Genomic DNA, 26,607 nt, shown 5'->3' with positions numbered 1-26,607 from the left:
CCTGCTAATTGTAGTTCATTAGGGGTATCATCAATGAAGGACAACCTCTAATTTTGATTCTTTTATTTTTTAATAGTTTTCGATCTCCAATAGTAATACTAGAACCGATATCAAGTGTAGCTAAAAAGACTAATAAATAAGCAAAAAAACCCCATCCATAATTAGTTACATGATGGATGGCAAAATAGGTGAAAAAGATACCAAATACAAAATATATGATACCTTGGATTAACAAATTCATCTTAAACCTCCGTAATATCTAAATGGAAAATTTTGTGATTTTATAAAGCAAAAATAATCACACTTGTATTCATTAATATATGTGAAAGGATTGGAACAAGTATCCGCTTAGTTTTATTGTATAGATAGGCGAAGACAAATCCTACTGCAAAATAGAGGATAACATGTTCAAATTCAAAATGAGCTAAAGAAAAAACAAGTGAGCTTATAACTGCTGCAATATGAAAATTATATTTTTGATTTAATGTTCCAAAAATAATTTTCCTAAATACCGTTTCTTCTAATATTGGACCAATAATCGCTGTTACGAAAAAGAAAACAGGCGCTTGTTTAATTAATGCAAGTATCGTTTCTGTATTTTCTGAACCAACTTCCGAACCGAAGAATAGCTCTATTTCAATCGCGATAGTTTGTGCGATGAGAGCAAGAAACACCCCTGCGATTGACCAAAGGATAATTTTAATCCAGGAGTAGTTTTGCCGACTACTTTGTCGTAATTCATCCTTTAAATAAAAGAGAGAAATAAATAAAGTGCCGGAAAAGCATAACGAATACCATATAGAAAGGGCTGCAATTTGTAAGCTATGTGTTTCTTTTAATCCGAACCATTGAAGGACTTGATAGGTGATAATTGTGCCAGGTTGGAGTAAAAGCAACATAACAATATAAGAAAATAAGATTATTTTATATGACCGTTTCAATTTTTTCACCTGCAAGAAAATTATTTTTAAAATAAAGTATAAATAACCTAAAACTAACCGTATACTTATATGGAAAAATAATCAAATAAAAAATTGTATATTTATGTTGTCTGCATTGATGTCGAAAAAATACACAAGATCAGACCCATTATTTATTTGAATGTTAAGTTAGTAAAGTAAAGGATTACTTAATATTTGGAAAAAGTATTTAAAAAATGTAAAATTTTAATTGTTGAGACTTGCAAAATTGGAAGTAAATGATTATTATATTAATTGGGATTAGCACTCGGTGAGGTTAAGTGCTAACAATTATAATTAATGTTGAGGAGGTTGTTTATTGTGTTAAAACCACTTGGAGATCGCGTAGTAATTGAACTAGTTGAAGCAGAAGAAAAAACAGCTAGCGGTATCGTATTACCTGATACTGCAAAAGAAAAACCACAAGAAGGTAAAGTTGTAGCTGTTGGAACAGGTCGTGTACTTGACAACGGTGAACGCGTAAACCTAGAAGTTAGCGTTGGCGATCATATTATCTTCTCAAAATATGCAGGTACTGAAGTAAAATATGAGGGAACTGAATACTTAATCTTACGTGAAAGTGATATATTAGCAATTGTAGAATAATAATATTTGCGAAATAAATACTTTATACAATAAAAAAATCAACGATAGGAGGCATTCATAATGGCTAAAGAAATTAAATTTAGTGAAGACGCACGTCGTTTAATGGCTAGCGGTGTAGATAAATTAGCTAATGCAGTTAAGGTTACATTGGGACCTAAAGGACGTAACGTAGTTCTTGAAAAGAAATTTGGTTCACCACTAATTACAAATGACGGTGTAACAATTGCAAAAGAAATCGAATTAGAAGATCCATATGAAAATATGGGTGCTAAACTTGTTGCTGAAGTGGCAAGCAAAACAAATGATGTTGCTGGGGACGGTACAACTACAGCTACAGTTCTTGCACAAGCAATGATTCGTGAAGGATTGAAAAACGTAACTGCTGGAGCAAACCCAATGGGAATTCGTAAAGGTATTGAACAAGCGGTTGCTACAGCTGTTGAAGAATTAAAAGCTATCTCAAAACCAATCGAAGGAAAAGAGTCCATTGCACAAGTTGCTGCTATTTCTTCTGCTGATGAAGAAGTAGGTCAATTAATTGCTGAAGCAATGGAAAAAGTAGGTAAAGATGGCGTTGTTACAATCGAAGAATCAAAAGGTTTCTCAACTGAGTTAGATGTTGTAGAAGGTATGGAATTTGATCGTGGTTACCTATCTGCATACATGGTAACTGACCAAGATAAAATGGAAGCAGTTTTAGAAGATCCATATATCTTAATTACAGATAAGAAGATTTCTAACATCCAAGAAATTCTTCCTGTATTAGAACAAGTTGTACAACAATCTAAACCATTATTAATCATTGCAGAAGATGTTGAAGGTGAAGCATTAGCAACACTAGTTGTTAACAAACTTCGTGGTACATTCAACGTTGCTGCAGTAAAAGCACCTGGCTTTGGTGACCGTCGTAAAGCAATGCTTGAAGACATCGCTATTTTAACAGGTGGTCAAGTAATCACAGAAGATTTAGGTTTAGATCTTAAATCTGCATCTGTTGAGCAATTAGGTCGCGCTTCAAAAGTAGTTGTTACAAAAGAAACAACTACAATCGTTGAAGGTGCAGGCGATTCAAGCAATATCCAAGGTCGCATTAACCAAATTAAAGCTCAATTAGAAGAAACAACTTCTGAATTTGATAAAGAAAAATTACAAGAGCGCTTAGCTAAACTTGCTGGTGGTGTAGCAGTAATTAAAGTTGGTGCTGCAACTGAAACAGAATTGAAAGAACGTAAACTTCGCATCGAAGACGCTCTAAACGCTACTCGTGCTGCAGTTGAAGAAGGTATTGTATCCGGTGGTGGTACAGCACTTCTTGATGTGTACAAGAAAGTAGCAGCTATTGAAGCTGAAGGCGATGTGAAAACTGGTATCAATATCGTACTTCGTGCATTAGAAGAGCCAGTACGTCAAATCGCTGAAAACGCAGGTCTAGAAGGATCTGTTGTTGTTGAACGTGCGAAAAACGAAGAAGTTGGCATTGGCTTCAACGCTGCAACTGGCGAATGGGTAAACATGGTTGAAGACGGTGTCGTAGACCCAACTAAAGTTACTCGTTCAGCATTACAAAATGCTGCGTCCGTTGCTGCAATGTTCTTAACAACTGAAGCAGTTGTTGCTGACATTCCAGAGCAAGATAAAGGCGGAGCAGGAATGCCTGATATGGGCGGAATGGGCGGAATGATGTAAAACATCTGTTTTGACTAAATAATATATCATATAAAGGAAGCTTCCCAAAAGTTACTTAAACTTAAGGGAAGCTTCTTTTTATATTACTTTATTACTCGTGAACATATTGTAATAGAACCCTTTCTTATTAAGAAGTTCTTCATGTGTCCCTTGTTCAATTATTTCTCCTTGATGAATAACTAAAATTTTATCTGCGTTTTCGATTGTTTTTAAGGTGGGCAATGACAAAACTTGTCCTATCTTTCATTAAATAGTTGAATCATAAACCGTAACACAATTTCGACCCTTTTCTTTAGAAGTGTATAGTGCTTTGTCGGCAAAAGATATAAGTGTTTCAGGAGTCGTATCTCGACTTGGTATTATAGTGGCTACACCAATACTTACTGTTACATATTTGTTTATAGTCGAATTCTTGTGGGGAATTTTTAATTCTAACACTTTTTTTCTTATTTCTTCAGCGATTGTCAGCGCTTCTTTTTTTGAACGTTGAAGTAATATAATACAAAACTCTTCTCCACCATAGCGAGCAAATAAATTAAATTGGTTTTCATTGTATTGTTGCAATGCCGAAGAGATTGCTTTTAAACAATCATCTCCAGCTAAATGACCATATGTATCATTGTATTTTTTAAAATAATCAATATCAAATATGATTAATGAGATTGGTTGGGACTGTTCTATCATTTGAACCCATTGTTTTTTAAGAAATTCATTGAAAAAGCGACGATTATAAATCCCAGTTAATCCATCAATATTTGCTTTTAACTCCAAAGTTCGTATGCTTTTTGAAAGTTCGTTACGCATTGTATCAATATTTTTAATAAGTACAGATAATTCATCATTCATACGATACGATGGTACATCTTTTTCAAATTGATGTTGAGCATAGGACTTCACACTATCACTTAATTGAATGATTGGTCGAGTAATTGATTGAAGTACTTTAAAATTCACGATTAAATTAACTAGAAGTATCGCGATACTATTGACAACTAAGGTTAGAAATATGGTATTAACTCTTGATTTCATTTTTTCTCTTACAACACTACGCTCTTCATCTATTCTTTCAATAATTGCAAAGTAAGATTGGCGAAACTCATCAAAAGCTTGTTTTTCAGCTCTTAGTTGTTCAGTACTCGGTTGTCCTCCTTTTAAGGACATGGCTACAAGGGCTTGAATAAATTGATCGTGCCATTTTTCACCTAATGATGTTACTTCTTTTATATCATTTTTCATTGCTGGATAAAAATCGACATGCCGTTTTAGTTCTAACAAACTTTCAGTATACAGTTCTTCACCTTCATAGTAAGGTTGTAAGAAAGATTCATCTTTCGTTAAACTATAACCTCTTTGTCCTGTTTCCTGATTAATGATCGCTTTATAAAAGTTATTGATTGAATTATCGATTCGGTCTAGAGCCATTTGTCCACGAATATTTTCATTCATTGCAAAACGAACGCCAATTACGCAAAAAACAACCATTAACATGATGATAACGGTAGAAATTAGAAAAGAATATTGTATGCGCTTTCCGAATTTTCCGTGTGATAAGAGTTTCATAACGTCACCTATTCTATAATGAACTCAATTATATATTAACATAATTCATTTAATAGTTTTGCAATTTACTAGGCGAACATTTAATGAAAGGTGGATTTATTGGATTTAAATAATTAGAATTAGCCGTAGGCAATATTAGGAGTTTATCGAATTTTAGCGAGTTTATGCTAAAAAAAGATAGTTTTAAACTAAATTCATAGATTAATTAAAATTAATTTACTATAATAGAAGTTGTGAAAACGCTTTTCTGGAAAAATAACAGGAGGGGATTATTCATGGAATATCGTATCGAACGAGATACAATGGGGGAAGTTAAAGTTCCGGCAAACAAATATTGGGGTGCACAAACGCAGCGTAGTTTGCAAAATTTTGAGATTAGCACTGAAACAATGCCAGAAGAGTTAATTAAAGCATTTGCAATATTAAAAAGAAGCTGTGCGATTGCAAATAATAAATTGGGTAAATTGCATGATGATAAAGCAAAGGCAATTGTTACAGTTGCTGATGAAATTATAGAAGGAAAACATGATGGTGAGTTTCCATTAAAAATTTGGCAAACGGGAAGCGGTACGCAATCCAACATGAACTTAAACGAAGTAATCGCTAACCGTGGAAATGAGCTTTTAAAAGAGTGGGGATCTGATCAAAAGCTACATCCAAACGATGATGTAAACATGGGACAAAGTTCAAACGATACTTTCCCAACAGCTATGCATGTTGCAACAACGAGCTATGTTGAAAATACATTATTACCGGAAGTTGAAAGATTCAAAAAGACTTTAGAAGAAAAAGCTGAAGAATTTAAAGATATCGTAAAAATTGGTAGAACGCACTTACAAGATGCGACACCACTTACACTAGGTCAAGAAATTAGTGGTTGGGTACATATGCTTGTTCGTGATATTGAATTCATTAAAGAAAGTACAGATAAAATGAAAGCCCTAGCTATCGGTGGAACAGCTGTAGGTACTGGAATTAATACTCATCCAGAGTTTGGAGCCATGGTATCTGAAGAAATTAAACAACTTACTGGAATTGACTTCTACTCTTCAGAAAACAAATTCCATGCTTTAACAAGCCACGACGAAGTAGTTTATGCTCATGGTGCATTGAAGGCATTAGCAGCAGATGTCATGAAGATTGCTAATGACGTTCGTTGGTTAGCGTCTGGCCCACGTAGTGGAATTGGTGAGATTACCATTCCTGAAAATGAGCCTGGATCTTCCATTATGCCAGGTAAGGTAAACCCTACACAAAGTGAAGCATTAACCATGATAGCTGTTCAAGTGATGGGTAATGATGCAACAATAGGATTTGCTGCGAGCCAAGGTAACTTTGAACTAAACGTGTTCAAACCAGTTATTTTATATAATTTCTTACAAAGCGCAAGATTACTTGCTGATGGAATTCGTTCCTTCAATGATAATTGTGCAGTTGGTATTGAGCCAAATCGCGAAAAAATTGATCAGTTCTTAAAAGACTCCTTAATGCTTGTAACAGCATTAAATCCTCATATCGGTTATGAAAATGCTGCTAAAATCGCGAAGAAAGCTCATAAAGAAGGTACAACATTAAAAGAAGCAGCTCTTGAACTTGGATTACTAACAAGTGAAGAGTTTGACAAGTATGTAAGACCTGAAGATATGGTTCATCCGAATGCTTAATTTGTGAGTTTACGTTTGTCCTCTTATATGGCGAGAGTTTGCGTCATGTAGGAGGGCCTTTTTTGTAATTATTATAAGAGGATGGGTGGAGTTCTTGAAGGTCGGTAGACAAATATAGATAGTAAGACATAAATATGTCATTGAGAGGTAGTCTCATGGACAAAATGTAATTGGATTAGCGTCGAAATGTCATCGAGAGGCCGTCTCGTAGACAAAAAGTAATTGGATTAGCGTCGAAATGTCATCGAAAGGCCGTCTCGTAGACAAAACGTAATTGGATTAGTGTTGAAATGTCATCGAGAGGCCGTCTCGTAGACAAAACGTAATTGGAGTAGTGTTGAAATGTCATCGAGAGGCCGTCTCGTAGACAAAAAGTAATTGGATTAGCGTCGAAATGTCATCGAGAGGCCGTCTCGTAGACAAAAAGTAATTGGATTAGCGTTGAAATGTCATCGAAAGACCGTCTCGTAGACAAAACGTAATTGGATTAGCGTCGAAATGTCATCGAGAGGCCGTCTCGTAGACAAAAAGTAATTGGATTAGCGTCGAAATGTCATCGAGAGGCCGTCTCGTAGACAAAAAGTAATTGGATTAGCGTTGAAATGTCATCGAGAGGCCGTCTCGTAGACAAAAAGTAATTGGAGTAGTGTTGAAATGTCATCGAGAGGCCGTCTCGTAGACAAAAAGTAATTGGATTAGCGTTGAAATGTCATCGAAAGGCCGTCTCGTAGACAAAAAGTAATTGGATTAGCGTTGAAATGTCATCGAGAGGCCGTCTCGTAGACAAAAAGTAATTGGATTAGTGTTGAAATGTCTTTGAGAAGCGGTCTCGCGGACAAAATGAGAGTAGAAAAGTGTCGAAATGTCCCCGAGAAGTGTTCTCGCAGACAAAATACAAGTAGAAACGCATCAAAATGTCCAAGAGAAAAGCTCCCAACACAAATGTGTAAGAAGCTCTCAAGATGATTTACGCCTTTTCCCCAGCAACAGTAAAACGCTCATTAATATATTTCGGATTTTCAATTTCATCTAAAATAGCAATAGCGTAGTCTGCGTAGCTAATGTAGCTTTCTCCTTGAGAGTTTACAGCTGGATGGTCTTTACCAACAACGTAAGAGCCTGTTCTCTCTCCGTTTGGATCAAAGAAAATAGCCGGGCTAACAAATGTCCATTTTATACCAGTTGTTTTTTGTAAGTCCTCTAGGTTTTTCGCTTGATTTGCAGCGGTTGGGTAATACTCTTTTGGAAATTCTGGAGTATCTAGTAGACGAGTTGTCTTTTCTTCATCGACATAAAGACTACCTGCACCACCAACTACAATTAGTCTTACATGGGGTACTTGCTCAAATGCATTAATTAAAATTCTTCCAGCTTCCACATGTAAATGCTCATCTCCTGCTGGAGCACCAAATGCATTTACTACGACATCTAGGTCTTCAAAATCATAGCTCCCCAAATCGAAAATATCACTTTCGATTACAGCTACATCTTTATTTTCAAGTTTGGATGCGTCTCTAACGATTGCAGTTACTTCATGACCACGGTTTAGGGCTTCTTTTAAAATAAAACTACCTGCTTTACCAGTCGCACCGATGATTCCTATTTTCATTGTTAAAAACCTCCTAAAAATTCTTATTAATATTCCTGATTGTACATGATAGGTGTCGAAATACAAAATAATTTGACTAAAAACTCATTTAAGTGATATGTAGATTGCTATCTTTTCCCTATGTTTGATACGATGTTTTTAACTATTATTGAGAAGAGAGTAAAGGGGAGCAAAAAATGTTAATAAAACCAGAAAAGTTACAGCCTGGGGATAAAGTCGCGACGGTAAGTCTTTCTTGGGGAGGAGCGGGTGATCCTGAACTTCGTTGGCGTTACGAACAAGGGGTCAAAAGACTAAAGGATGTATTCGGCTTAGAAGTTGTTGCTATGCCATATAGTTTAAAAGGTTCTGAGTTTATTTACAATCATCCAGAGGCAAGGGCGGAAGATTTGATGAACGCTTTTAAAGACCCGAGTATAAAAGCGATTTTTTCAAATATTGGTGGAGATGAAAGTATTCGTCTTTTACCATACATCGATTTCGATGTCATCCGTAACAATCCGAAAATATTTATGGGATTTTCGGATACAACAATTACTCACTTTATTTGTTTGAAGGCGGGTCTATCTTCATTTTACGGCCCTGCGATTATGTTAGACTTCGCTGAAAACGTAGCGATGCATGACTACACGATTAAATATGTTAAACGGACATTATTTTCCGATGAGCCAATTGGTAAAATTGAACCTGCGAAAGAATGGACAAGTGAGCTTCTTGATTGGGCAATTCCAGAGTACCGTAATCGTAAGCGAAAAATGAATCCGAATCATGGCCCAGAAGTTTTGCAAGGCTCAGGGATAGTTTCTGGTAAATTAATTGGCGGATGTATTGAAGTATTAGAGTTTATGAAAGGAACGGAGCTTTGGCCAGAGCCACGTACATGGGATGATAGCATTCTCTTTTTTGAAACATCAGAGGATAAAACGGAACCACAATATATCACATATTGGCTTAGAAACTATGCAGCCCAAGGAATTTTACAAAAGGCAAAGGGAATTATTTTTGCCAAACCATACGACGAAGTGTATTACGAGGAATATAAGGAAGCAATCCTAACGGTTATGAACGAGTATGGCTTAACGAACATACCAATTTTATATAATTTAAATTTCGGTCATACTGAGCCAAAATTCATTATACCTTATGGTGCCCTAGCAGAAATTGATTGTGAAAACAAAGCCTTTTCAATTCTGGAAAGCGGTGTGAGATAGCAATGGTATAACCCTGTAATGCATGAAGTTTGAATCTAAAAATGTAAAAAGCATTACAGGGTTAAATTGCTATTATTTTTAATGTAAAATTTACATTTAAATTGTGTCGAATTCGTTAACAGTAATCTGAATATATTGTAAAATATAATAAATTGACTTTTTGAACAAATTATACAAACTTGAGTGTTCTCGATTGTTCACTCGAATCAGGAGGTTTTTTAAATTGGCTATGGTACAAAATCTGCAACCGCAAATAGCAAATATATTAAATAATATTGAAAAAGTAATGATTGGAAAACAAAACGAAACGATTTTAAGTCTTACGGCATTGTTAGCGGGTGGTCACGTTCTTTTAGAAGATGTCCCTGGAGTCGGAAAAACGATGCTCGTTAAATCGATTGCCAAATCTGTCAGCTCGACATTTAAACGCATTCAGTTTACTCCTGATTTGTTACCTTCTGATGTATTAGGGGTTTCCATTTATAATCCGAAAGAAATGGAGTTTGAATTTCGACCAGGTCCAATCATGGGAAATATTATTTTAGCAGACGAAATTAACCGGACAAGCCCAAAAACCCAGTCGGCCCTATTAGAAGGAATGGAAGAAAAAAGTGTTACCATTGATGGTGTCACTTATGAGCTGCCTCGTCCATTTTTTGTTATGGCAACTCAAAACCCGATAGAATACGAAGGAACGTATCCTTTGCCAGAAGCACAGTTGGACCGGTTTTTATTAAAAATGCGCATGGGTTATCCGTCCTTTGATGAAGAAATGGAAGTATTGAATCAAAGGCAAAAAAGGACACCGATTGATGAGCTGGAGGCAGTCATCTCAACAGAAGAATTAGTTAAGATGCAGGAACAGGTTAAAGAAGTATTTGTTGATGATACGATAAAGGAATACATTATCAATATTGTCGCTCGCACAAGGAATCATCCACATATTTATTTAGGTGTTAGTCCGCGTGGGTCAATTGCTTTAATGAAAGCATCACAAGCCTATGCCTTTGTTTTGGGACGCGATTTTGTTTTACCAGATGATGTTCAATTTTTAGCACCATTTGTATTTGGCCATCGCATTATTTTACGTTCGGAAGCTAAATATGAAGGAACTACTGCTGAAGATATTATTTATTCGATACTATCTAATACAAAAGTACCGATTCAAAGGTTTGTGAGACGATGAAAAAGTTTGCGGAAGCTAGTAAACAAACATTGAAGTTTATATTTCTTCTTGTATTAGTCATCTCGAGTTTTTGTTATGCCATGTTTCAAGGTGGGTTTGTCAGTTGGTTTTTGTTCGGCAGCTTTTTACCAATCGCACTTTATTGTTTTGCGCTCTTTTTTTATCCTGTTAAAAAGATTCAAATTCAACGAGAAATCAATAAATACGAGTTTCAAGCTGGAGAACAGGTAGTCGTAAATCTTACGTTTAGTAGAACGAACCACTTTCCCATATTTTTTTGTTTAATAGAGGATGATATTTCAATTAACTTTAAAGAAAAGTATGGGAGTTCATTAAAGTTTCTGTTATTTCCATTGTTTAAAAAGCAGTGGACGTATACATATCAGCTAGAACAAATCCCACGGGGCGAGTACGAATTTAAAGGTCATCGAGTCGTAATTGGCGATCCTTTCGGGCTTGTACGAAAGGGATTTTACGTATCTGATGAAGATAAAATTCTCGTCTACCCAGCTTTTATAAATATGACATATGAACCGTTTGAAAATCAATTTGAATTAGGGATGACGGCTACAAAGGATAAAGTACAACGGGATTCTACGATGGCAATTAGTGTTAGGGAATACGTTCCTGGGGACAAGTTTTCTTGGATTCATTGGAAACAATCTGCAAAGAAAAATGAAATTATGACAAAGGAATTTGAACAGCGCCAAAGTCATGATGTAATGCTCGTGTTAGATCGAACCCCACATCCGAATTTTGAGCTTTCAGTGGTTTTCACAGCTTCAATTATTCGAGCTGTACTCAAAAAAGGGGCTCAAGTTGGTTTAGTTTCAATGGGGGATAGAGCAGAATATTTTCCGATGAAAAGTGGAAATTTCCAGTTGCGCACATTAAATTATCATCTAGCCCAAGTAGAAGACGATGCATCAATCGAATTTAGTAAAATGCTAGAGTTAGAGCAGACTTTTAAAAATCAACATAGTCTCATCTTTTTTATCGTTAATCAATTAACATTACAAGTAGTTGAAAAGATTAGTAGTTTATCAGTGAGAAGAGGTCATCTCGTCCTTTTTGTTGTCAAGGGTAAAAATGAGAAATTAAATAATGAACAGTTAGAATTAATTGACTTAGCAAGAAAGCGCGGAATAGTAACGAGGGTCATTTATGAAGGTGCATTTGCGAAGGCTTTTGACAGGGGGTGATATAGTGACCATTAAACCGAAAAGTTTAGAAGTGTTTCTTATATATATGACCGGTTTTTTACTTTTATGGGAATGGTTACGCCCACTGGAAGTCATTGTACAAATTCAGAATTTACAAGTTTTTGTCGTGTTTTTAGCAATCGGTTTTCTTTTATATTTTTTTCAATTGAGATGGATTTTTAAAGCAATAATATTAAGTGTGTATATGGTGTTAACGATTAACCATATTTTTTTCAATGAGCCATTTATTACGATTATTTTTCCAGTCCGTTTTTTAGCAGAAATTGCGAATAATATTGGGCATGTTTTCGCTGGGGACTGGTTAGCAATAACCGATGCCTTCCGCACTTTATTATTGTTCATTTTATTATGGTTATTAATTTATTTGCTTAATTATTGGCTCGTGATTCGGAAAACGATTTTCTTTTTCCTCGTTTTAACAATTGTCTATTTAGCTGTAGTAGATACGTTTTTCCCGTATGAAGCAAATTGGGCAATTGTTCGGACGATGATTATCGGGCTGTTAGCTGTTGGATTATTATTTGTTTATAAATTAATTGAACAAGAAAAAATCCTTTTTTTACAACAGTTTAAAAATTGGGTTATACCGTTAATTGCAATTGTTTTATTTAGTATAACGATTGGGGTTATGATACCAAAGGCTGGTCCGGTTTGGCCTGACCCTGTTCCTTTTATTCAATCGATGGCTGACCATCATCCGAGTAGTGAAGGGGAAGGTACTGGAAATATGCGAAGGATTGGTTACGATGAAGATGATTCACGACTCGGTGGTCCATTTGAAGCTGATAATACACCAGTCTTTCGAATCGAATCGTCCCATGCCCAATATTGGCGGGTGGAAACGAAGGATATGTATACAGGAAAGGGCTGGGAATCCTCCAATCTACATGAGCGAGTGGAAATTGTGGATGAAATGGAAATCCCGATGTATACAGTTGAACCTTCGTTTGAAGAAAAAGATGAGGCAGCAAAAATTGAATTTCAATCGAAAAAAGATCATATTGTGTATCCTTATGGTGTAAAACAACTTACTTTTGATACGGAAGATACTTTTGATTATAGTCCCGGCAATGAAAAAATTTATACGGGGTCTTTACAAAATGCGAATAGTTATGAAGTTCAATATAACCGGCCAGCTTATGAAGTTTACACATTAAGAAGTGTTGAAAATTACACACAATTAATTAACAATAATCTTGAATTTTATGAGCGATACACACAATTACCAGAAAACTTACCGGGGCGAATCCGCGATTTAGCTGTGGAGTTAACGGAGAGTAAAACAAATATTTACGAAAAGGCAAAAGCGATTGAAAGTTATTTGTCGAGTTATCGCTTTACGTATGATACGAAAAATGTTGAGTATCCCGGAAAAGATCAAGATTATGTCGACCAATTTTTATTTGAAACAATGATTGGTTATTGTGACAACTTTTCCACTTCAATGGTTGTGTTACTTCGTACGCTTGGTATTCCATCCCGGTGGGCGAAAGGGTATACAAAAGGAACAATGGTAGGTCATGATGAGAATACATCGTATTTTGAATTAACGAATAATGATGCCCATTCTTGGGTAGAAGTATATTTTCCAAATATAGGTTGGGTCCCTTTTGAACCGACAAAAGGGTTTAATAATCCGACAGAGTTTTATTACGATTTGCAATCTGATCAACATGAAAATTCTCGGACAGCAGAAGATGTACAACCACCTCCTGAAGAAGAAAAAGAACAATTAGAAAAAGAAGAGAAAAAAGAAAAAGAATCTGAACAAAACAAAACTGAGCAACAAAGTACTTTTTCTTGGGGTTCGTTTTGGGATGATACAAAATGGTGGTGGTTCGGAAGTGGCGTGTTTTCGCTTATTACTATGCTCATATTAATTTTGACTAAAAATCGCTGGCTTCCATATATGACAATTTTTAGATTCCGGAACATGGAAGATGGTGAATCTTTTGCGAATGCTTATTTACAATTAATAAAGTCACTTGAACGTTCAGGACTAAAAATTGAAGACGGGGCAACTTTACGTCAATATGCAAAATATGTTGACGGACAGTTAGGAAATGAAAAAATGAGTGAATTAACGAATTATTATGAGCGATTTTTATATCGAAATGGACCTGAGCAAGTTAGTTGGGAAAGTTTAAAAGAGATATGGGAAAGCTTAATGAAGCAAGTGGCAAAGAAAAAACAGACTTGACCATATTCTGTTTTTATTTTACAATAAGAACGTTTTAAAGATGTTTTCCTTCATATATCCTCGATAATATGGTTCGAGAGTCTCTACCGGGCTACCGTAAATAGCCTGACTATGAAGGCGGGTTCTATATTGCACAAGAATCACGTTATGTAACGTTCTTAATTAGTTATATAATTGATGTGTAAACTAGAATACTGCCTTTGTGGTAGTTTTCTAGTTTTTTGTATATTTTAGAAAAAAATATTGTACAAAAGTATCATAATAGGTAAAGATAATAGGTGAATCAATTTTCATTACATAAATGGAAAAAATTAAAGAGGTGAATAGTTTGACTCAACAAGCAGAGAATCAAGAAATGATTATCGTTTTGGATTTTGGCAGTCAATTTAATCAATTAATTACCCGACGAATCCGTGAGTTCGGTGTATATAGTGAGTTACATCCTCATACAATTACGGCAGAAGAAATAAAAAAGATGAATGTGAAAGGGATTATTTTTTCTGGTGGTCCAAACAGTGTTTACGATGAAAATGCATTTACTTGCGATAAAGAGATTTTTGAATTAGGTTTACCAATCTTTGGTATTTGCTACGGTATGCAGCTGTTGACGAAAGAGTTTGGTGGCAAAGTTGAAAAAGCTGCACATCGTGAATACGGAAAAGCGGAAATAGAAGTGTTAACTGATGCTACATTATTCCGTAATACTCCAGAACAACAAGTTGTGTGGATGAGTCATGGTGACCTTGTTACTGAGGTACCAGAAGGATTTGTTGTAGATGCGAAAAGCCCTTCATGTCCAATTACAGCAATGAGTAATGAAGCGAAAAAAATATACGGTGTTCAATTCCATCCTGAAGTGCGTCATACAGAGTATGGAAATGAAATGTTGAAAAACTTTGTATTAAATGTTTGCGGATGTGAAGCAAATTGGACGATGGAACATTTCATTGATGTTCAAATTGAACAAATTCGTAAAACAGTAGGCGATAAAAAAGTTTTATGTGCGTTAAGCGGTGGGGTTGACTCTTCCGTTGTTGCCGTACTTATCCATAGAGCAATTGGTGATCAATTAACATGTATGTTTGTTGACCACGGCCTGTTACGTAAAGGTGAAGCAGAAAGTGTTATGGAAACATTCGGTCAACAATTCAATATGAATGTAATCAAAATTGACGCTCGTAAACGTTTCTTAGATAAATTAGCTGGTGTTACAGATCCGGAACAAAAACGTAAAATTATCGGTAACGAGTTTATTTACGTGTTTGATGATGAACAAGCAAAATTAGAAGGAATTGACTTCCTTGCTCAAGGAACACTTTATACAGATATTATTGAAAGTGGTACAACAACTGCAGAAACGATTAAATCGCATCATAACGTTGGCGGTCTTCCAGAGGATATGGAATTTGAACTGATTGAACCATTAAAAACATTATTTAAAGATGAAGTTCGTGAACTTGGAACAGCTCTAGGAATTCCAGATGAAATCGTTTGGCGTCAACCGTTCCCAGGTCCTGGTCTTGGAATCCGTATTATTGGTGATATAACCGAGGAAAAACTGGAAATTGTACGTGAGTCTGACTATATTTTACGAGAAGAAATTAAAAACGCAGGACTTGATCGAGAAATTTGGCAATACTTTACTGTACTGACAAACATTCGTAGTGTAGGCGTTATGGGAGATGCTCGTACTTATGATTATACGGTAGGTATTCGAGCGGTAAATTCTATCGATGGAATGACAGCCGACTGGGCAAGAATTCCATGGGATGTGTTGGAGAAAATTTCAAGACGTATTGTTAATGAGGTTCCCCACGTGAATCGGGTCGTTTATGACATTACAAGTAAACCACCAGCAACAATTGAGTGGGAATAAAAAACTTGCCTGTTTCAGTAATTGAAACAGGCGGTTTCATGTTTTGCGTATATATTTTTAGAAAAACAGAAAAAATACGTATTTCCAACGAAATATACGAACAAAATTTTATGTTTTTATTAAAAATATTCGTATTTAGTGTTGACGTCGTAATTAAAACTTGGTAATATGTATTCGTACTAATTAAATAATATTCTCTGTTTCTCGTATATTTACAGGAATATGGCCTGTAAGTTTCTACCGAGCTACCGTAAATAGCACGACTACGAGAGGTTATTCGTTTTGTAAGGATATATTTTCTTTTTTTAGGATAATATCTTATAAACCAATACCTTTCGTAAAAGCTCTGTGGAAACAGGAGCTTTTTTCTTTTTTGAAGTATTTTTTTCGATATTGGAAATACTTCAAAGCACAAATTCTATTAGAAAGGTAAGGGAAATTAATATGAAAAAGTATTTTGAGTTTGAACAACTCGGTACAAATTATAAGACCGAGATCATTGCTGGTCTTACAACGTTTTTATCTATGGCTTATATTTTAGCAGTAAACCCTATGATTTTATCAGAAACTGGGATGGATTGGGGTGCTGTGTTTACAGCAACATGTCTTGCAGCTGCATTAGGTACATTAGTGATGGGGGTCGTTGCGAGATATCCGGTGGCGTTAGCTCCAGGTATGGGACTTAACACTGCATTTACGTTCACAGCCGTTCTTGGTATGGGAATCCCATGGGAAACTGCATTAGCCGGTGTTTTAATTTCTGGTATTATCATGGTTATTCTTACATTAACAAAAGTTCGTGAACTTGTGATTAATGCAATACCAAACAACTTAAAACTTGCAGTTGGTGCAGGGATTGGTTTATTCATTGCGTTCATTGGTTTGAAAAATGCTGGTATTGTTACAGCTGAAGCAGCTTTAGGTGACTTATCAGATCCACAAACTTTACTTGCTATTTTTGGTTTATTTGTAACAGTTTTATTCGTAACCCGTGGAATCAATGCTGGTATTTTCTATGGAATGGTGATAACAGCAATTGTAGGGATGATTTTTGGTCTAGTACCACTTCCAGAAGCAATTTTTTCTGCACCACCAAGTATTGAATCTACTTTCGGTCAAGCATTTTTCAATTTAGGTAATATTTTTACACTAGATATGTTAATCATTATTTTAACATTTATCTTTATTGACTTTTTCGATACAGCAGGAACTTTAGTGGCGGTTGCGAGTGGAGCAGGTATTATGAAAGATGGCAAACTTCCACGAGCTGGTCGTGCATTAACATCTGATTCAACTGGTACAGTAATAGGTGCTATTTTAGGTACATCAAGTACTACTTCTTATATCGAATCAACTGCTGGTGTTGGTGCAGGCGGTAGATCTGGATTTACAGCTGTAGTTGTTTCAATTCTTTTCTTTATTGCTTTATTCATTTCACCAGTATTAGCTGTTGTAACGAGTGCGGTAACAGCTCCTGCTTTAATTTTAGTTGGTGTGTTAATGGCTGTTCAATTGAAAGGAATTGAATGGGAAAACTTTGAAACTGCAGTACCTGCATTCTTTACATTCTTAATGATGCCACTAACAGGTAGTATTGCAACTGGTATTGCGGTAGGGTTTATATTCTACCCATTAACAATGATAGTTAAAGGTCGTGCAAAAGAAATACATCCAGTAATGTATGTATTAGGTATTTTATTTATCTTATATTTCATTTTCGATGCAATGGTTTAATTCTGAAGAAGCTGTCCTTAAGTCTTATAGACTATGGGACAGCTTTTTGTATTAAAATAAAACTAACGAAAAAATTTTGAGGTGATGAAGTTGGGAAAAAAGAAAAAGAAATTACGGTTTGAATTGCAAGATCATGAAACAGTTGACGAATTGTTAAATCGCATGAAAAAAGAAGGATATGTACCGGTTGGTAAATATGAAAAGCCGATTTTTAAAGAAATAAAACATAGTGACGGTACAGTCCAGTATGAACCGGTGAAAAAGCAAATTATCTTCGAAGGAAAATTAATAGATGAAAAATAAAAAAAGTAAATTGTGTTTTGTTTTTAGGAATATTCAAATAACTATAGTACTTTAAAAAGGGAAATATGTTATAATTAAAATCGAAACTTTGTAGACATAATCTTTCGATAAGTATTAGGATTGCTTTTAAATAAAAATATGCAAAAGGTGGAGGCAAATGGTTGAGTCGAAGTATCGCTGGAGAAACCGGGAACTAAGGGAACATGTAGATGTATTAGATGGTAAAAGGTCACTGACATTATTGTTAAAAAACGCTACGTATTTAAATGGTGTTTTTAAACAATGGATGCAGGGGAATATTTGGATTTACAACGATCGAATTGTATATGTAGGAGAAAAACTGCCTGAGAAAATTGATGAATCTTGTGAAGTAGTAGATTGTACAAATTATTTTCTAGTACCGGGATATATTGAACCTCATGTCCATCCATTTCAATTATACAATCCAGTAAGCTTTGCACAATATGCAGCTAAGTCTGGAACGACAGTGCTTATTAATGATAATTTACAAATGTTTTTATTCACCGACAAAAAGAAAGCGTTTTCTTTGTTGGGTGACTTAAAATCACTACCATCGACGATATACTGGTGGGGCAGATTAGATAGTCAGACCGAAATCATTGATGAAGAGCTTATTTTTTCAAATGCTTTAGTTAAAAGTTGGCTAGAGCATGAATCAGTCGTTCAAGCGGGTGAATTAACCGGTTGGCCAAAACTATTAGAAGGCGATGATTTAAAACTTCATTGGATTCAAGAAACGAAGCGGATGAATAAAAAAGTTGAGGGGCATTTCCCAGGCGCATCAGAGAAAACATTGGCAAAGTTAAAACTCCTAGGAGCGGATAGCGATCATGAATCGATAAATGGAAAGGAAGTTATGCGCCGGTTAATGCAAGGTTACATGGTGGGACTAAGACATTCATCGATTCGACCAGATTTACCACAGATTATAAAGGATATAAAGAAAGAAAATCTACCTAATTACGACCATCTTATGTTGACGACTGACGGTTCCACTCCATCCTTTTATGAAAAAGGCGTTATGGATTATTTAATTAAAATTTGTATTGAACATGGTATTCCACCTATCGATGCTTATTTAATGACAACGTATAATCCAGCTAAATATTATAATCTTGAACATTTACACGGTTTAATAGCAACAGGAAGGGTAGCCGATATAAATTTCCTTAAAGCTGAAGATAATCCTACACCTGTTTCTGTTTTAGCAAAAGGGAAATGGGTTAAACGAAAAAATGAAGTTAATGACGATTATTATCAATTAAATTTGAATGATTATGGATTTAATCCAATAAAACTGAATTGGGAATTAACAGAAAAAGACTTGCAATTTTCGATGCCAGTTGGCATTAGTTTAGAAAGTTCCGTAATTACAAAACCTTATTCAATAACGACTGACATATATCGTAATGAACTGGATGAAAGTAATGATGAATGTTTCTTTATGTATATTCAGCGGAGTGGCGAACTCCGGATGAACATAGCTGTAAAAGGGTTTGCGAAAAATCTTGGGGGCCTTGCTACCACTTTCACGAATACAGGTGATATACTATTAATTGGTAAAAATAAAAAAGATATGCTAAAAGCTTTTAAACGTTTAAAGGAGTTAGGGGGCGGAATTGTTATTTCTAATGATAACAATATAATATATGAGCTTCCATTATCCTTAAGTGGCCATTCAAGTACATTAGACTTCGAAACTTTGATTGAGAAAGATAAAGAATTTAAAAAAATCATATCCGAGTTAGGTTACCCATACAATGATCCAATATATACACTACTATTTTTTACATCGACTCATTTACCTTATATCCGTTTGACACCGATTGGATTATTTGATGTTATGCAAAAAAAAGTTTTGTTTCCTTCTATAATGCGTTAAAATAATAAAGACAACAGAAAACAATATGCAGAAAAGAGGTTGACTTGTGTTTAGACAACATTGGAAAGTCATAACAATCATTGTTCTTCTTTTCCTACTAGTTGGATGCAGTAAAGAAAAGGCGGAGCCTAAGCCAGATTTAGACGATAATGTCGCTGAAGAAGTCGAACGAAAACCAATGTATTCTTATCCACTGACGGGTGAACCGACTGAAATACAATCGACGAATCGTGCTGTTAGCGTAATGATTAATAACCATCCTGCAGCAAGACCTCAATCAGGATTAAATAAAGCAGATTTAGTTTTTGAAGTGCTTGCAGAAGGCGGTATTACAAGACTATTAGCGGTATTCCAGAGTGAAATGCCGGAGAAGGTAGGTCCAGTTCGTAGTGCAAGACCGTATTATATTGAATTGGCAAAAGGGCTAGATGCAATTTATATTTTCCATGGTTGGAGTCCTGATGCTCAAAAACTCATCCAATCTGGATATGTCGATGATTTGAACGGATTGTATTATGATGGTACATTATTTAATCGGGCGTCCTTTAGAAAGGCACCACATAATTCCTATATTACACATGAGAATATAATTAAAGGTGCAGAACAGAACGGATACACGCTCGAAGGTGCACCGACATCATACAAATTCTTGTCTGAAAATGATGAAATAGACGGAACCGCGCAATCCAATGTGACTATTTCTTATTCAAATAAAGATTTTGAAGTCCACTATGAATACAATCCATCTTTAAAGAAATATTTACGTTTCTCAGGTGGGGAGCAAACGGTGGATTATGAAACGAATGAGCCGGTTCTTCTAAATAACATTTTCATTGTACAAATGGATCACACAGTTATTGATGATGTTGGTAGAAGAAAAGTAGATTTAACATCTGGTGGTAAAGCACTTCTGTTACAAGATGGGAAATTGAGAGAGGTTATATGGGAAAACGTGGATGGACGAATTGTTCCTTATTTGAATGGGGGAGAAGTCCGCTTAGTTCCGGGGAAAACATGGATTAATATCGTACCAAATATAGAAAAAATGGTAAGTTACGAATGAGCAGATAAGTTCATTGTTTATTTATAAAATAAATGATAATTTTTAACATAGGAGGCATTTGCTTTGCAAATTGATAAATTAAGAGGGAAAGAGTTAGACCAATTATTTGAAGCAATTTTAACGTTAAATAATTTAGAAGAATGTTATCGGTTTTTTGATGATTTATGTACAATAAATGAAATACAATCATTGGCCCAACGTTTAGAAGTAGCAAGACTATTACAAAAGGGCAGAAAGTATCATGAGATTGAAAAGGAAACAGGAGCATCAACAGCGACTATTTCTCGAGTGAAACGTTGTTTAAATTATGGAAATGATGCTTATAAAATGGTTTTAGAACGTTTAGAGGAAAAATCACAACCTGAAGTGAAAGAAGAAGAAACGAACGTTTAATAAAAGAATAATGATTTAATAAGGAAAATCCCTTTACAGAAGGGATTTTTTCGTTTGTATAATAGGTTTTACGATTAAGTAGTGTACTAGTGTTAACAAGAAATAACAAATAAATTATTTTGTTGTTACTCCTATTTTTCCTAGTTATAAATGAATGGTATAATTGAAAAATGGAATACATATAGGCTTGGAGGAAGAAGCATGCTAAATATTCGGGAATGGGAACATGTTTTTAAATTGGATCCGGATAAGGAAATCGATGATCACGCAATCGAACAAATTTGTGAATCTGGTACGGATGCCATTATGATTGGTGGAACTGATAATGTTACATTAGAAAAGGTATTGAATTTAATGGCGAGAGTGCGTAGATACACGGTACCTTGTGTTTTAGAAGTTTCACAAGTTGACGCGATTTCACCAGGGTTCGACATGTATTTTATTCCTACTGTATTAAATAGTCCGAAACGGGATTGGATTTTAGGGAAACACCATCTAGCTATAAAAGAATTCGGGTATATGATTGATTGGAAAGAAATGATTGTTGAAGGATATTGTATATTGAACGAAAATAGTAAAGTGGCCCAATTAACCGAAGCCAATTGTGATTTATCTGAAGAAGATATTGAAGCATATGCCTTAATGGTGGAAAAGATGTTCCATTTGCCTGTCTTTTACATCGAATATAGTGGTAAATATGGTGACCCAAAGATTGTTAAACAAGTGAAAGATGTGTTAGAGAATACGAGGTTGTTTTATGGCGGAGGTATTGAAACAGTTGAACAGGCGAAGGAAATGAAACAATATGCTGACTGTATCATTGTAGGAAATGTTATATATGAAAATTTGGAAGAGGCATTACGGACGGTTAAAGCTGTAAAAGAGTAAAAAAGGGTCTAGATAAAAACAATATAATAGGTATAATAAATGTAAAACAGAACAAATGTTCCGTAATTAAAAGGGTGATAAAATTTGCAATACTTAAAGGATCGGCTACTAAACGGACTAAATAAAGAGCAACAACATGCAGTGAAAACAACCGATGGCCCGTTGTTAATTATGGCAGGTGCAGGTAGTGGGAAAACAAGAGTATTAACCCATCGGATTGCATATATTTTAGTGGAAAAAGGTGTAAATCCATATAATATTTTAGCCATTACATTTACAAACAAAGCTGCACGAGAAATGAAAGAACGGATTAATGGCATTTTAGGCGGGGCAGCAGATGATATTTGGATTTCCACATTTCACTCGATGTGTGTACGGATTTTACGACGAGATATTGATCGGATTGGCATTAATCGTAACTTTACAATTCTTGATTCGTCTGATCAATTGTCAGTAATTAAAGGAATCTTAAAGGATAAAAACCTTGATCCGAAAAAATTTGACCCACGAAGCATTTTAGGTTCAATCAGTAATGCGAAAAATGAACTAAAAAGTGCAAGTGATGTGTCTAAACATGTTGGTGATTTTTACCAACGGGTTGTTAGTGAAGTGTATGAAGAATATGAAAAACGTTTGTTAAAAAATCATTCCCTCGACTTTGATGACCTCATTATGAAAACAATTCACTTGTTTGAACGGGTTCCGGAAGTATTAGAGTATTATCAAAATAAATTTCAATATATTCACGTGGACGAATATCAAGATACAAACCGTGCGCAATATGTTCTAGTAAAATTATTAGCTGAAAAGTTTAAAAATCTTTGTGTCGTAGGTGACTCTGACCAGTCGATTTACGGCTGGCGTGGAGCGGATATTTCAAATATTTTGTCCTTTGAAAAGGATTATCCTGATGCGAAGGTTATTTTACTCGAACAAAATTATCGTTCTACGAAAAATATTTTACAAGCAGCAAATGGTGTAATTTCTCGTAACATGCAGCGGAAACCGAAAAAATTATGGACAGAAAATGAACAAGGTGAGAAAATTCGTTATTATCGTGCAGACACAGAACAAGGTGAAGCATTATTCGTTTCGGGCAAAATTCAAGAATTAGTAAAAGAAAAAAATCGTAAATATAGTGATATTGCTGTTTTATATCGAACTAACGCTCAATCGCGGGCCCTTGAGGAAGTTTTAGTTAAATCGAATATTCCTTATAACATTGTTGGTGGAACTAAATTCTATGACAGAAAAGAAATTAAAGACTTATTAGCTTATTTACGATTAGTCTCCAATCCAGACGATGATATAAGTTTACAAAGAGTCATTAATGTGCCAAAACGTGGGATTGGTGCAACTTCTGTTGAAAAAATCGCTCAATTTGCAGTGCAACATGATATGTCGATGTATGAAGCATTAGGTGATGCAGTTTTAATTGGGTTAACAGGTAAAGCTTTAAAAGCATGTGAAGAATTTTATCAGTTAATTACGGATTTAAACCAAATGCAAGATTATTTATCTGTTACTGAATTAACGGAAGAAGTAATTAAACGGTCTGGTTATCGAGAAATGTTAGAAGCGGAAAAAACGTTGGAAGCTGCAAGTCGCCTTGAAAACATTGAGGAATTTTTAACAGTTACAAAAAACTTTGAAGATCAAAGCGAAGATAAAACGTTAGTTGCTTTCTTAACTGATTTAGCGCTAATCGCAGATATTGACCAAATGGATAAAGAGGATACAAATAACGAGGCTGTTGTATTAATGACTCTGCACTCTGCAAAAGGATTAGAGTTTCCGGTCGTTTTCTTAATAGGTTTAGAAGAAAGTGTCTTCCCACATTCCCGTAGTTTAATGGAAGAGTCTGAAATGGAAGAAGAACGTCGTCTTGCCTATGTTGGAATTACTCGCGCTGAGGAAGAATTATACATTACAAATGCACAAATGCGGACGTTATTTGGTCGAAGAAATATGAACTCGCCATCTCGTTTTATTGAGGAAATTCCGCAAGAGTTAATTATTAATGAGAATGAACAAATTCAGCGTGAACGGAAATCTGTATTTGGCTCAACTAGTAGCCAAGGAATTACAGGCTCACGCCAAGTCAGCACATTCCAAACGGGTGTTAAACGTCCTGTATTTACTCCATCAGGTACTGGCGGAGAAAGTTTAGGCTGGAAAGCTGGCGACAAAGCCGTTCATAAAAAATGGGGCGTTGGAACTGTAGTTAGTGTCCGTGGTGAAGGTGAAAATATGGAACTTGATATCGCCTTTCCAAGTCCTGTCGGTATAAAACGACTACTAGCGAAATTTGCACCGATTGAAAAGCAATAAATTTAGGGTGGCTTTGTAAATAAAGTTTGCGTCTCAATATAAAATAAATTAATTCTATGCTGTTGTATTTTGACAGTATTTTTAGAGGGAATTTTTAAGATTGTATTGAGCGCAACTTTTTCAAAGTCATCATGATACATAAAAAGTGGTTGAAGGTGATTCTTTATGGATATTAATCAAGCAGAAAAAAGAATTAAAGAATTGCAAGAGGTACTAACAAAATACGGGTATGAATATTATGTATTGGACAAACCGACTATTGCAGACAGTGAGTATGACCAATTATTACAAGAACTAATTCAATTAGAAGAACAATTTCCACAGTTTGTTACACCAGACTCCCCAACACAACGGGTCGGTGGACAAGTTTTGGATGGTTTCCAAAAGGTTGAACACAGTGTACCGATGCTTAGTCTCAGCAATGCCTTTAATGAACAAGACTTACGTGATTTTGATCGAAGAGTAAGACAAGCCATCGGAGAAGACTATGAATATGTATGTGAATTGAAAATTGACGGTCTAGCCATCTCTTTACGTTATGAAGATGGGAAATTTGTTCAAGGAGCAACCCGCGGTGATGGTACCGTTGGTGAGGATATCACTGAGAACTTACGAACAGTGAAATCAATCCCATTGAAATTGAAAGAAAATGTAACGATTGAAGTTCGTGGCGAATGTTTTATGCCGAAAAAGTCCTTTGAGGAATTAAACAAACAACGAGAAGCTAATGGGGAAGAATTGTTCGCAAATCCACGAAATGCGGCTGCTGGTTCCTTACGTCAATTAGATCCGAAAATTGCAGCTTCAAGAAACTTAGATGTCTTTTTATACTCCATAGGCGAAAATACTTTGCCACAAATACAGAAACATAGTGAGTTTTTAAACTACCTTGACGAACTTGGCTTAAAGACAAATAAAGAACGACGAGTATGTCCAACAATTGATGATGTTTTAAGATATATTGAAGAATGGGAAAGTAAACGACCTGATTTACCATATGAAATTGACGGTATTGTTATAAAAATTGACCGTTTTGATCAACAAGAAAAATTAGGTTTTACCGTTAAATCTCCACGTTGGGCGATTGCGTATAAATTCCCAGCTGAAGAAGTTGAAACAAGACTTATCGATGTTGAACTAAGTGTTGGAAGAACAGGGGTAATTACACCGACAGCGATTTTAGAACCTGTTCGTGTTGCCGGAACAACAGTGCAACGTGCTTCTTTACATAACGAAGATTTAATAAAAGAAAAAGATATTCGTGTTGGTGACTATGTAATTATCAAAAAAGCTGGCGATATTATTCCTGAAGTGGTTCGATCCTTACCTGAAAAGCGGTCAGGCAATGAGGAGCCATTTACAATGCCGACAGAATGTCCGGAATGTGGCAGTAAGTTAGTCCGTTTAGATGGGGAAGTGGCACTTCGTTGTTTAAATCCAAAATGTCCGGCACAAATTCGAGAAGGTCTCATTCATTTCGTGTCTCGAAACGCGATGAATATTGATGGCTTAGGCGAAAGAGTAATTACACAGTTGTTTGATAACAATCTCGTTCAAGATGTTGCTGATCTTTATAAACTTGAATATGACCAGTTAATTGTATTAGAGCGTATGGGTGATAAATCAGTCAATAATTTATTAAACGCAATTGAAGCTTCTAAAGGGAATTCATTAGAACGTTTATTGTTCGGTTTAGGTATCCGTCATGTCGGAGCGAAGGCGGCAAGAATTTTAGCGGAACAATATGAACATATTGATCATTTAATGGAAGCGACAGAAGAAGAATTACAATCGATTAATGAGATTGGCGAAAAAATGGCGAAGTCCGTTGTCCAATTTTTCCAATTACCAGAGGTAAAAGAGTTAATTAAGGAATTAAAGGACCTAGGAGTTAACGTATCTTATAAAGGACCGAAAGTTACTTCTAGTGAAGAAATAGAGTCACCAGTTGCAGGTAAAACGATTGTTTTAACTGGGAAGCTTGAACAATATTCAAGAGGTGAAGCGAAGGAAAAACTGGAACTTCTAGGTGCAAAAGTAACAGGAAGTGTAAGTAAAAATACAGATGTCGTTATCGCTGGAGCGGATGCGGGTTCAAAGTTGAAAAAAGCACAGGAACTCGGTATCGAAGTGTGGAATGAAGATCAGTTAGTTGAAGTTATAAAAGACGTGAATATGTAAATGCCAATTTTTATGGCAAAGGGAGGTGTAA

Annotated in this window: 20 protein-coding genes and 2 riboswitches; of the genes, 16 read left to right on the top strand and 4 right to left on the bottom strand. The window is 35.4% G+C overall.

Annotated features, from left to right (window positions below; translation table 11 throughout):
- Nucleotides 1-4: 4 nt before the first annotated feature.
- Together GW534_RS02565 and GW534_RS02560 are read right to left on the bottom strand one after the other, a co-directional pair.
- On the bottom strand, nt 5-241 hold the full coding sequence (locus tag GW534_RS02565; RefSeq protein ID WP_161919491.1) for a YdiK family protein: 237 nt from the start codon (nt 239-241) through the stop codon (nt 5-7).
- A 40-nt stretch (nt 242-281) separates the two neighbouring features.
- Complete coding sequence (locus tag GW534_RS02560; protein WP_161919490.1) at nt 282-941, bottom strand: CPBP family intramembrane glutamic endopeptidase; 660 nt, start codon at nt 939-941, stop codon at nt 282-284.
- Nucleotides 942-1,280: 339 nt separating this feature from the next.
- Here GW534_RS02560 and groES point away from each other — a divergent pair, with 339 nt between their 5' ends.
- Both groES and groL read left to right on the top strand, forming a co-directional pair.
- Nucleotides 1,281-1,565, top strand: coding sequence for a co-chaperone GroES (gene groES / locus GW534_RS02555; RefSeq protein WP_161919489.1), 285 nt, complete (start codon nt 1,281-1,283; stop codon nt 1,563-1,565).
- Nucleotides 1,566-1,625: 60 nt separating this feature from the next.
- A complete protein-coding gene (gene groL / locus GW534_RS02550; RefSeq protein WP_161919488.1) occupies nt 1,626-3,251 on the top strand; it encodes a chaperonin GroEL in 1,626 nt (541 codons plus the stop codon).
- 246 nt (nt 3,252-3,497) lie between these two features.
- Here the strand turns inward: groL and GW534_RS02545 are convergent, their stop codons facing one another.
- On the bottom strand, nt 3,498-4,673 hold the full coding sequence (locus tag GW534_RS02545; RefSeq protein ID WP_281351947.1) for a diguanylate cyclase domain-containing protein: 1,176 nt from the start codon (nt 4,671-4,673) through the stop codon (nt 3,498-3,500).
- Nucleotides 4,674-5,086: 413 nt separating this feature from the next.
- On the opposite strand from GW534_RS02545, the gene fumC reads away from it, so the two are divergent.
- Nucleotides 5,087-6,475, top strand: coding sequence for a class II fumarate hydratase (gene fumC / locus GW534_RS02540; RefSeq protein WP_161919486.1), 1,389 nt, complete (start codon nt 5,087-5,089; stop codon nt 6,473-6,475).
- A 967-nt stretch (nt 6,476-7,442) separates the two neighbouring features.
- Here fumC and GW534_RS02535 read toward each other — a convergent pair.
- On the bottom strand, nt 7,443-8,084 hold the full coding sequence (locus tag GW534_RS02535; RefSeq protein ID WP_161919485.1) for an NAD(P)-dependent oxidoreductase: 642 nt from the start codon (nt 8,082-8,084) through the stop codon (nt 7,443-7,445).
- Between the two features lie 176 nt (nt 8,085-8,260).
- Here GW534_RS02535 and GW534_RS02530 point away from each other — a divergent pair, with 176 nt between their 5' ends.
- From GW534_RS02530 to ligA, 13 genes are all read left to right on the top strand, one after another.
- A complete protein-coding gene (locus GW534_RS02530; RefSeq protein WP_161919484.1) occupies nt 8,261-9,295 on the top strand; it encodes a S66 family peptidase in 1,035 nt (344 codons plus the stop codon).
- A 229-nt stretch (nt 9,296-9,524) separates the two neighbouring features.
- The gene (locus GW534_RS02525) at nt 9,525-10,481 is read left to right on the top strand and encodes an AAA family ATPase (RefSeq protein ID WP_161919504.1); all 957 of its coding nucleotides are present in this window, start codon (nt 9,525-9,527) and stop codon (nt 10,479-10,481) included.
- Nucleotides 10,478-11,683, top strand: a complete 1,206-nt coding sequence (locus GW534_RS02520) for a DUF58 domain-containing protein (protein ID WP_161919483.1) — start codon at nt 10,478-10,480, stop codon at nt 11,681-11,683. The genes GW534_RS02525 and GW534_RS02520 overlap by 4 nt, the downstream gene beginning before the upstream one ends.
- A gap of 4 nt (nt 11,684-11,687) precedes the next feature.
- Entirely contained in the window at nt 11,688-13,904 is a 2,217-nt protein-coding gene (locus tag GW534_RS02515; protein ID WP_161919482.1) for a transglutaminase TgpA family protein, read from the top strand.
- Between the two features lie 30 nt (nt 13,905-13,934).
- Nucleotides 13,935-14,036, top strand: a riboswitch (purine riboswitch).
- Nucleotides 14,037-14,259: 223 nt separating this feature from the next.
- A complete protein-coding gene (gene guaA, locus GW534_RS02510) occupies nt 14,260-15,780 on the top strand; it encodes a glutamine-hydrolyzing GMP synthase (protein ID WP_210253465.1) in 1,521 nt (506 codons plus the stop codon).
- 184 nt (nt 15,781-15,964) lie between these two features.
- Nucleotides 15,965-16,066: riboswitch (purine riboswitch) on the top strand.
- Nucleotides 16,067-16,224: 158 nt separating this feature from the next.
- Nucleotides 16,225-17,514: an NCS2 family permease gene (locus GW534_RS02505; protein WP_161919480.1), complete on the top strand. Its 1,290-nt coding sequence runs from the start codon at nt 16,225-16,227 to the stop codon at nt 17,512-17,514.
- A 90-nt stretch (nt 17,515-17,604) separates the two neighbouring features.
- On the top strand, nt 17,605-17,817 hold the full coding sequence (locus tag GW534_RS02500) for an NETI motif-containing protein (RefSeq protein ID WP_161919479.1): 213 nt from the start codon (nt 17,605-17,607) through the stop codon (nt 17,815-17,817).
- A 157-nt stretch (nt 17,818-17,974) separates the two neighbouring features.
- Nucleotides 17,975-19,720: an adenine deaminase C-terminal domain-containing protein gene (locus GW534_RS02495; protein WP_161919478.1), complete on the top strand. Its 1,746-nt coding sequence runs from the start codon at nt 17,975-17,977 to the stop codon at nt 19,718-19,720.
- A 46-nt stretch (nt 19,721-19,766) separates the two neighbouring features.
- A complete protein-coding gene (locus GW534_RS02490; RefSeq protein ID WP_312854621.1) occupies nt 19,767-20,783 on the top strand; it encodes a DUF3048 domain-containing protein in 1,017 nt (338 codons plus the stop codon).
- Between the two features lie 63 nt (nt 20,784-20,846).
- The gene (locus GW534_RS02485) at nt 20,847-21,176 is read left to right on the top strand and encodes a YerC/YecD family TrpR-related protein (protein ID WP_161919477.1); all 330 of its coding nucleotides are present in this window, start codon (nt 20,847-20,849) and stop codon (nt 21,174-21,176) included.
- Nucleotides 21,177-21,377: 201 nt separating this feature from the next.
- Nucleotides 21,378-22,064, top strand: a complete 687-nt coding sequence (gene pcrB / locus GW534_RS02480; RefSeq protein ID WP_161919476.1) for a heptaprenylglyceryl phosphate synthase — start codon at nt 21,378-21,380, stop codon at nt 22,062-22,064.
- 84 nt (nt 22,065-22,148) lie between these two features.
- The gene (pcrA, locus tag GW534_RS02475; RefSeq protein ID WP_161919475.1) at nt 22,149-24,395 is read left to right on the top strand and encodes a DNA helicase PcrA; all 2,247 of its coding nucleotides are present in this window, start codon (nt 22,149-22,151) and stop codon (nt 24,393-24,395) included.
- Nucleotides 24,396-24,560: 165 nt separating this feature from the next.
- Nucleotides 24,561-26,576, top strand: coding sequence for an NAD-dependent DNA ligase LigA (gene ligA / locus GW534_RS02470; RefSeq protein WP_161919474.1), 2,016 nt, complete (start codon nt 24,561-24,563; stop codon nt 26,574-26,576).
- The last annotated feature ends 31 nt before the right edge of the window (nt 26,577-26,607 follow it).

This window comes from Pallidibacillus pasinlerensis (assembly GCF_009996845.1).
Lineage (GTDB): Bacteria > Bacillota > Bacilli > Bacillales > Caldibacillaceae > Pallidibacillus > Pallidibacillus pasinlerensis.
This window is presented reverse-complemented; position numbering and strand designations above follow the sequence as displayed.

Excerpts from the sequence above, each read along its gene's own strand:
- GW534_RS02565 (WP_161919491.1), bottom strand. The coding sequence starts at position 241 with ATGAATTTGTTAATCCAAGGTATCATATATTTTGTATTTGGTATCTTT.
- groL (WP_161919488.1), top strand. The coding sequence starts at position 1,626 with ATGGCTAAAGAAATTAAATTTAGTGAAGACGCACGTCGTTTAATGGCT.
- GW534_RS02545 (WP_281351947.1), bottom strand. The coding sequence starts at position 4,673 with ATGGCTCTAGACCGAATCGATAATTCAATCAATAACTTTTATAAAGCG.
- fumC (WP_161919486.1), top strand. The coding sequence starts at position 5,087 with ATGGAATATCGTATCGAACGAGATACAATGGGGGAAGTTAAAGTTCCG.
- GW534_RS02535 (WP_161919485.1), bottom strand. The coding sequence starts at position 8,084 with ATGAAAATAGGAATCATCGGTGCGACTGGTAAAGCAGGTAGTTTTATT.
- GW534_RS02530 (WP_161919484.1), top strand. The coding sequence starts at position 8,261 with ATGTTAATAAAACCAGAAAAGTTACAGCCTGGGGATAAAGTCGCGACG.
- GW534_RS02525 (WP_161919504.1), top strand. The coding sequence starts at position 9,525 with ATGGTACAAAATCTGCAACCGCAAATAGCAAATATATTAAATAATATT.
- GW534_RS02520 (WP_161919483.1), top strand. The coding sequence starts at position 10,478 with ATGAAAAAGTTTGCGGAAGCTAGTAAACAAACATTGAAGTTTATATTT.
- guaA (WP_210253465.1), top strand. The coding sequence starts at position 14,260 with ATGATTATCGTTTTGGATTTTGGCAGTCAATTTAATCAATTAATTACC.
- GW534_RS02505 (WP_161919480.1), top strand. The coding sequence starts at position 16,225 with ATGAAAAAGTATTTTGAGTTTGAACAACTCGGTACAAATTATAAGACC.
- GW534_RS02495 (WP_161919478.1), top strand. The coding sequence starts at position 17,975 with ATGGTTGAGTCGAAGTATCGCTGGAGAAACCGGGAACTAAGGGAACAT.
- pcrB (WP_161919476.1), top strand. The coding sequence starts at position 21,378 with ATGCTAAATATTCGGGAATGGGAACATGTTTTTAAATTGGATCCGGAT.
- ligA (WP_161919474.1), top strand. The coding sequence starts at position 24,561 with ATGGATATTAATCAAGCAGAAAAAAGAATTAAAGAATTGCAAGAGGTA.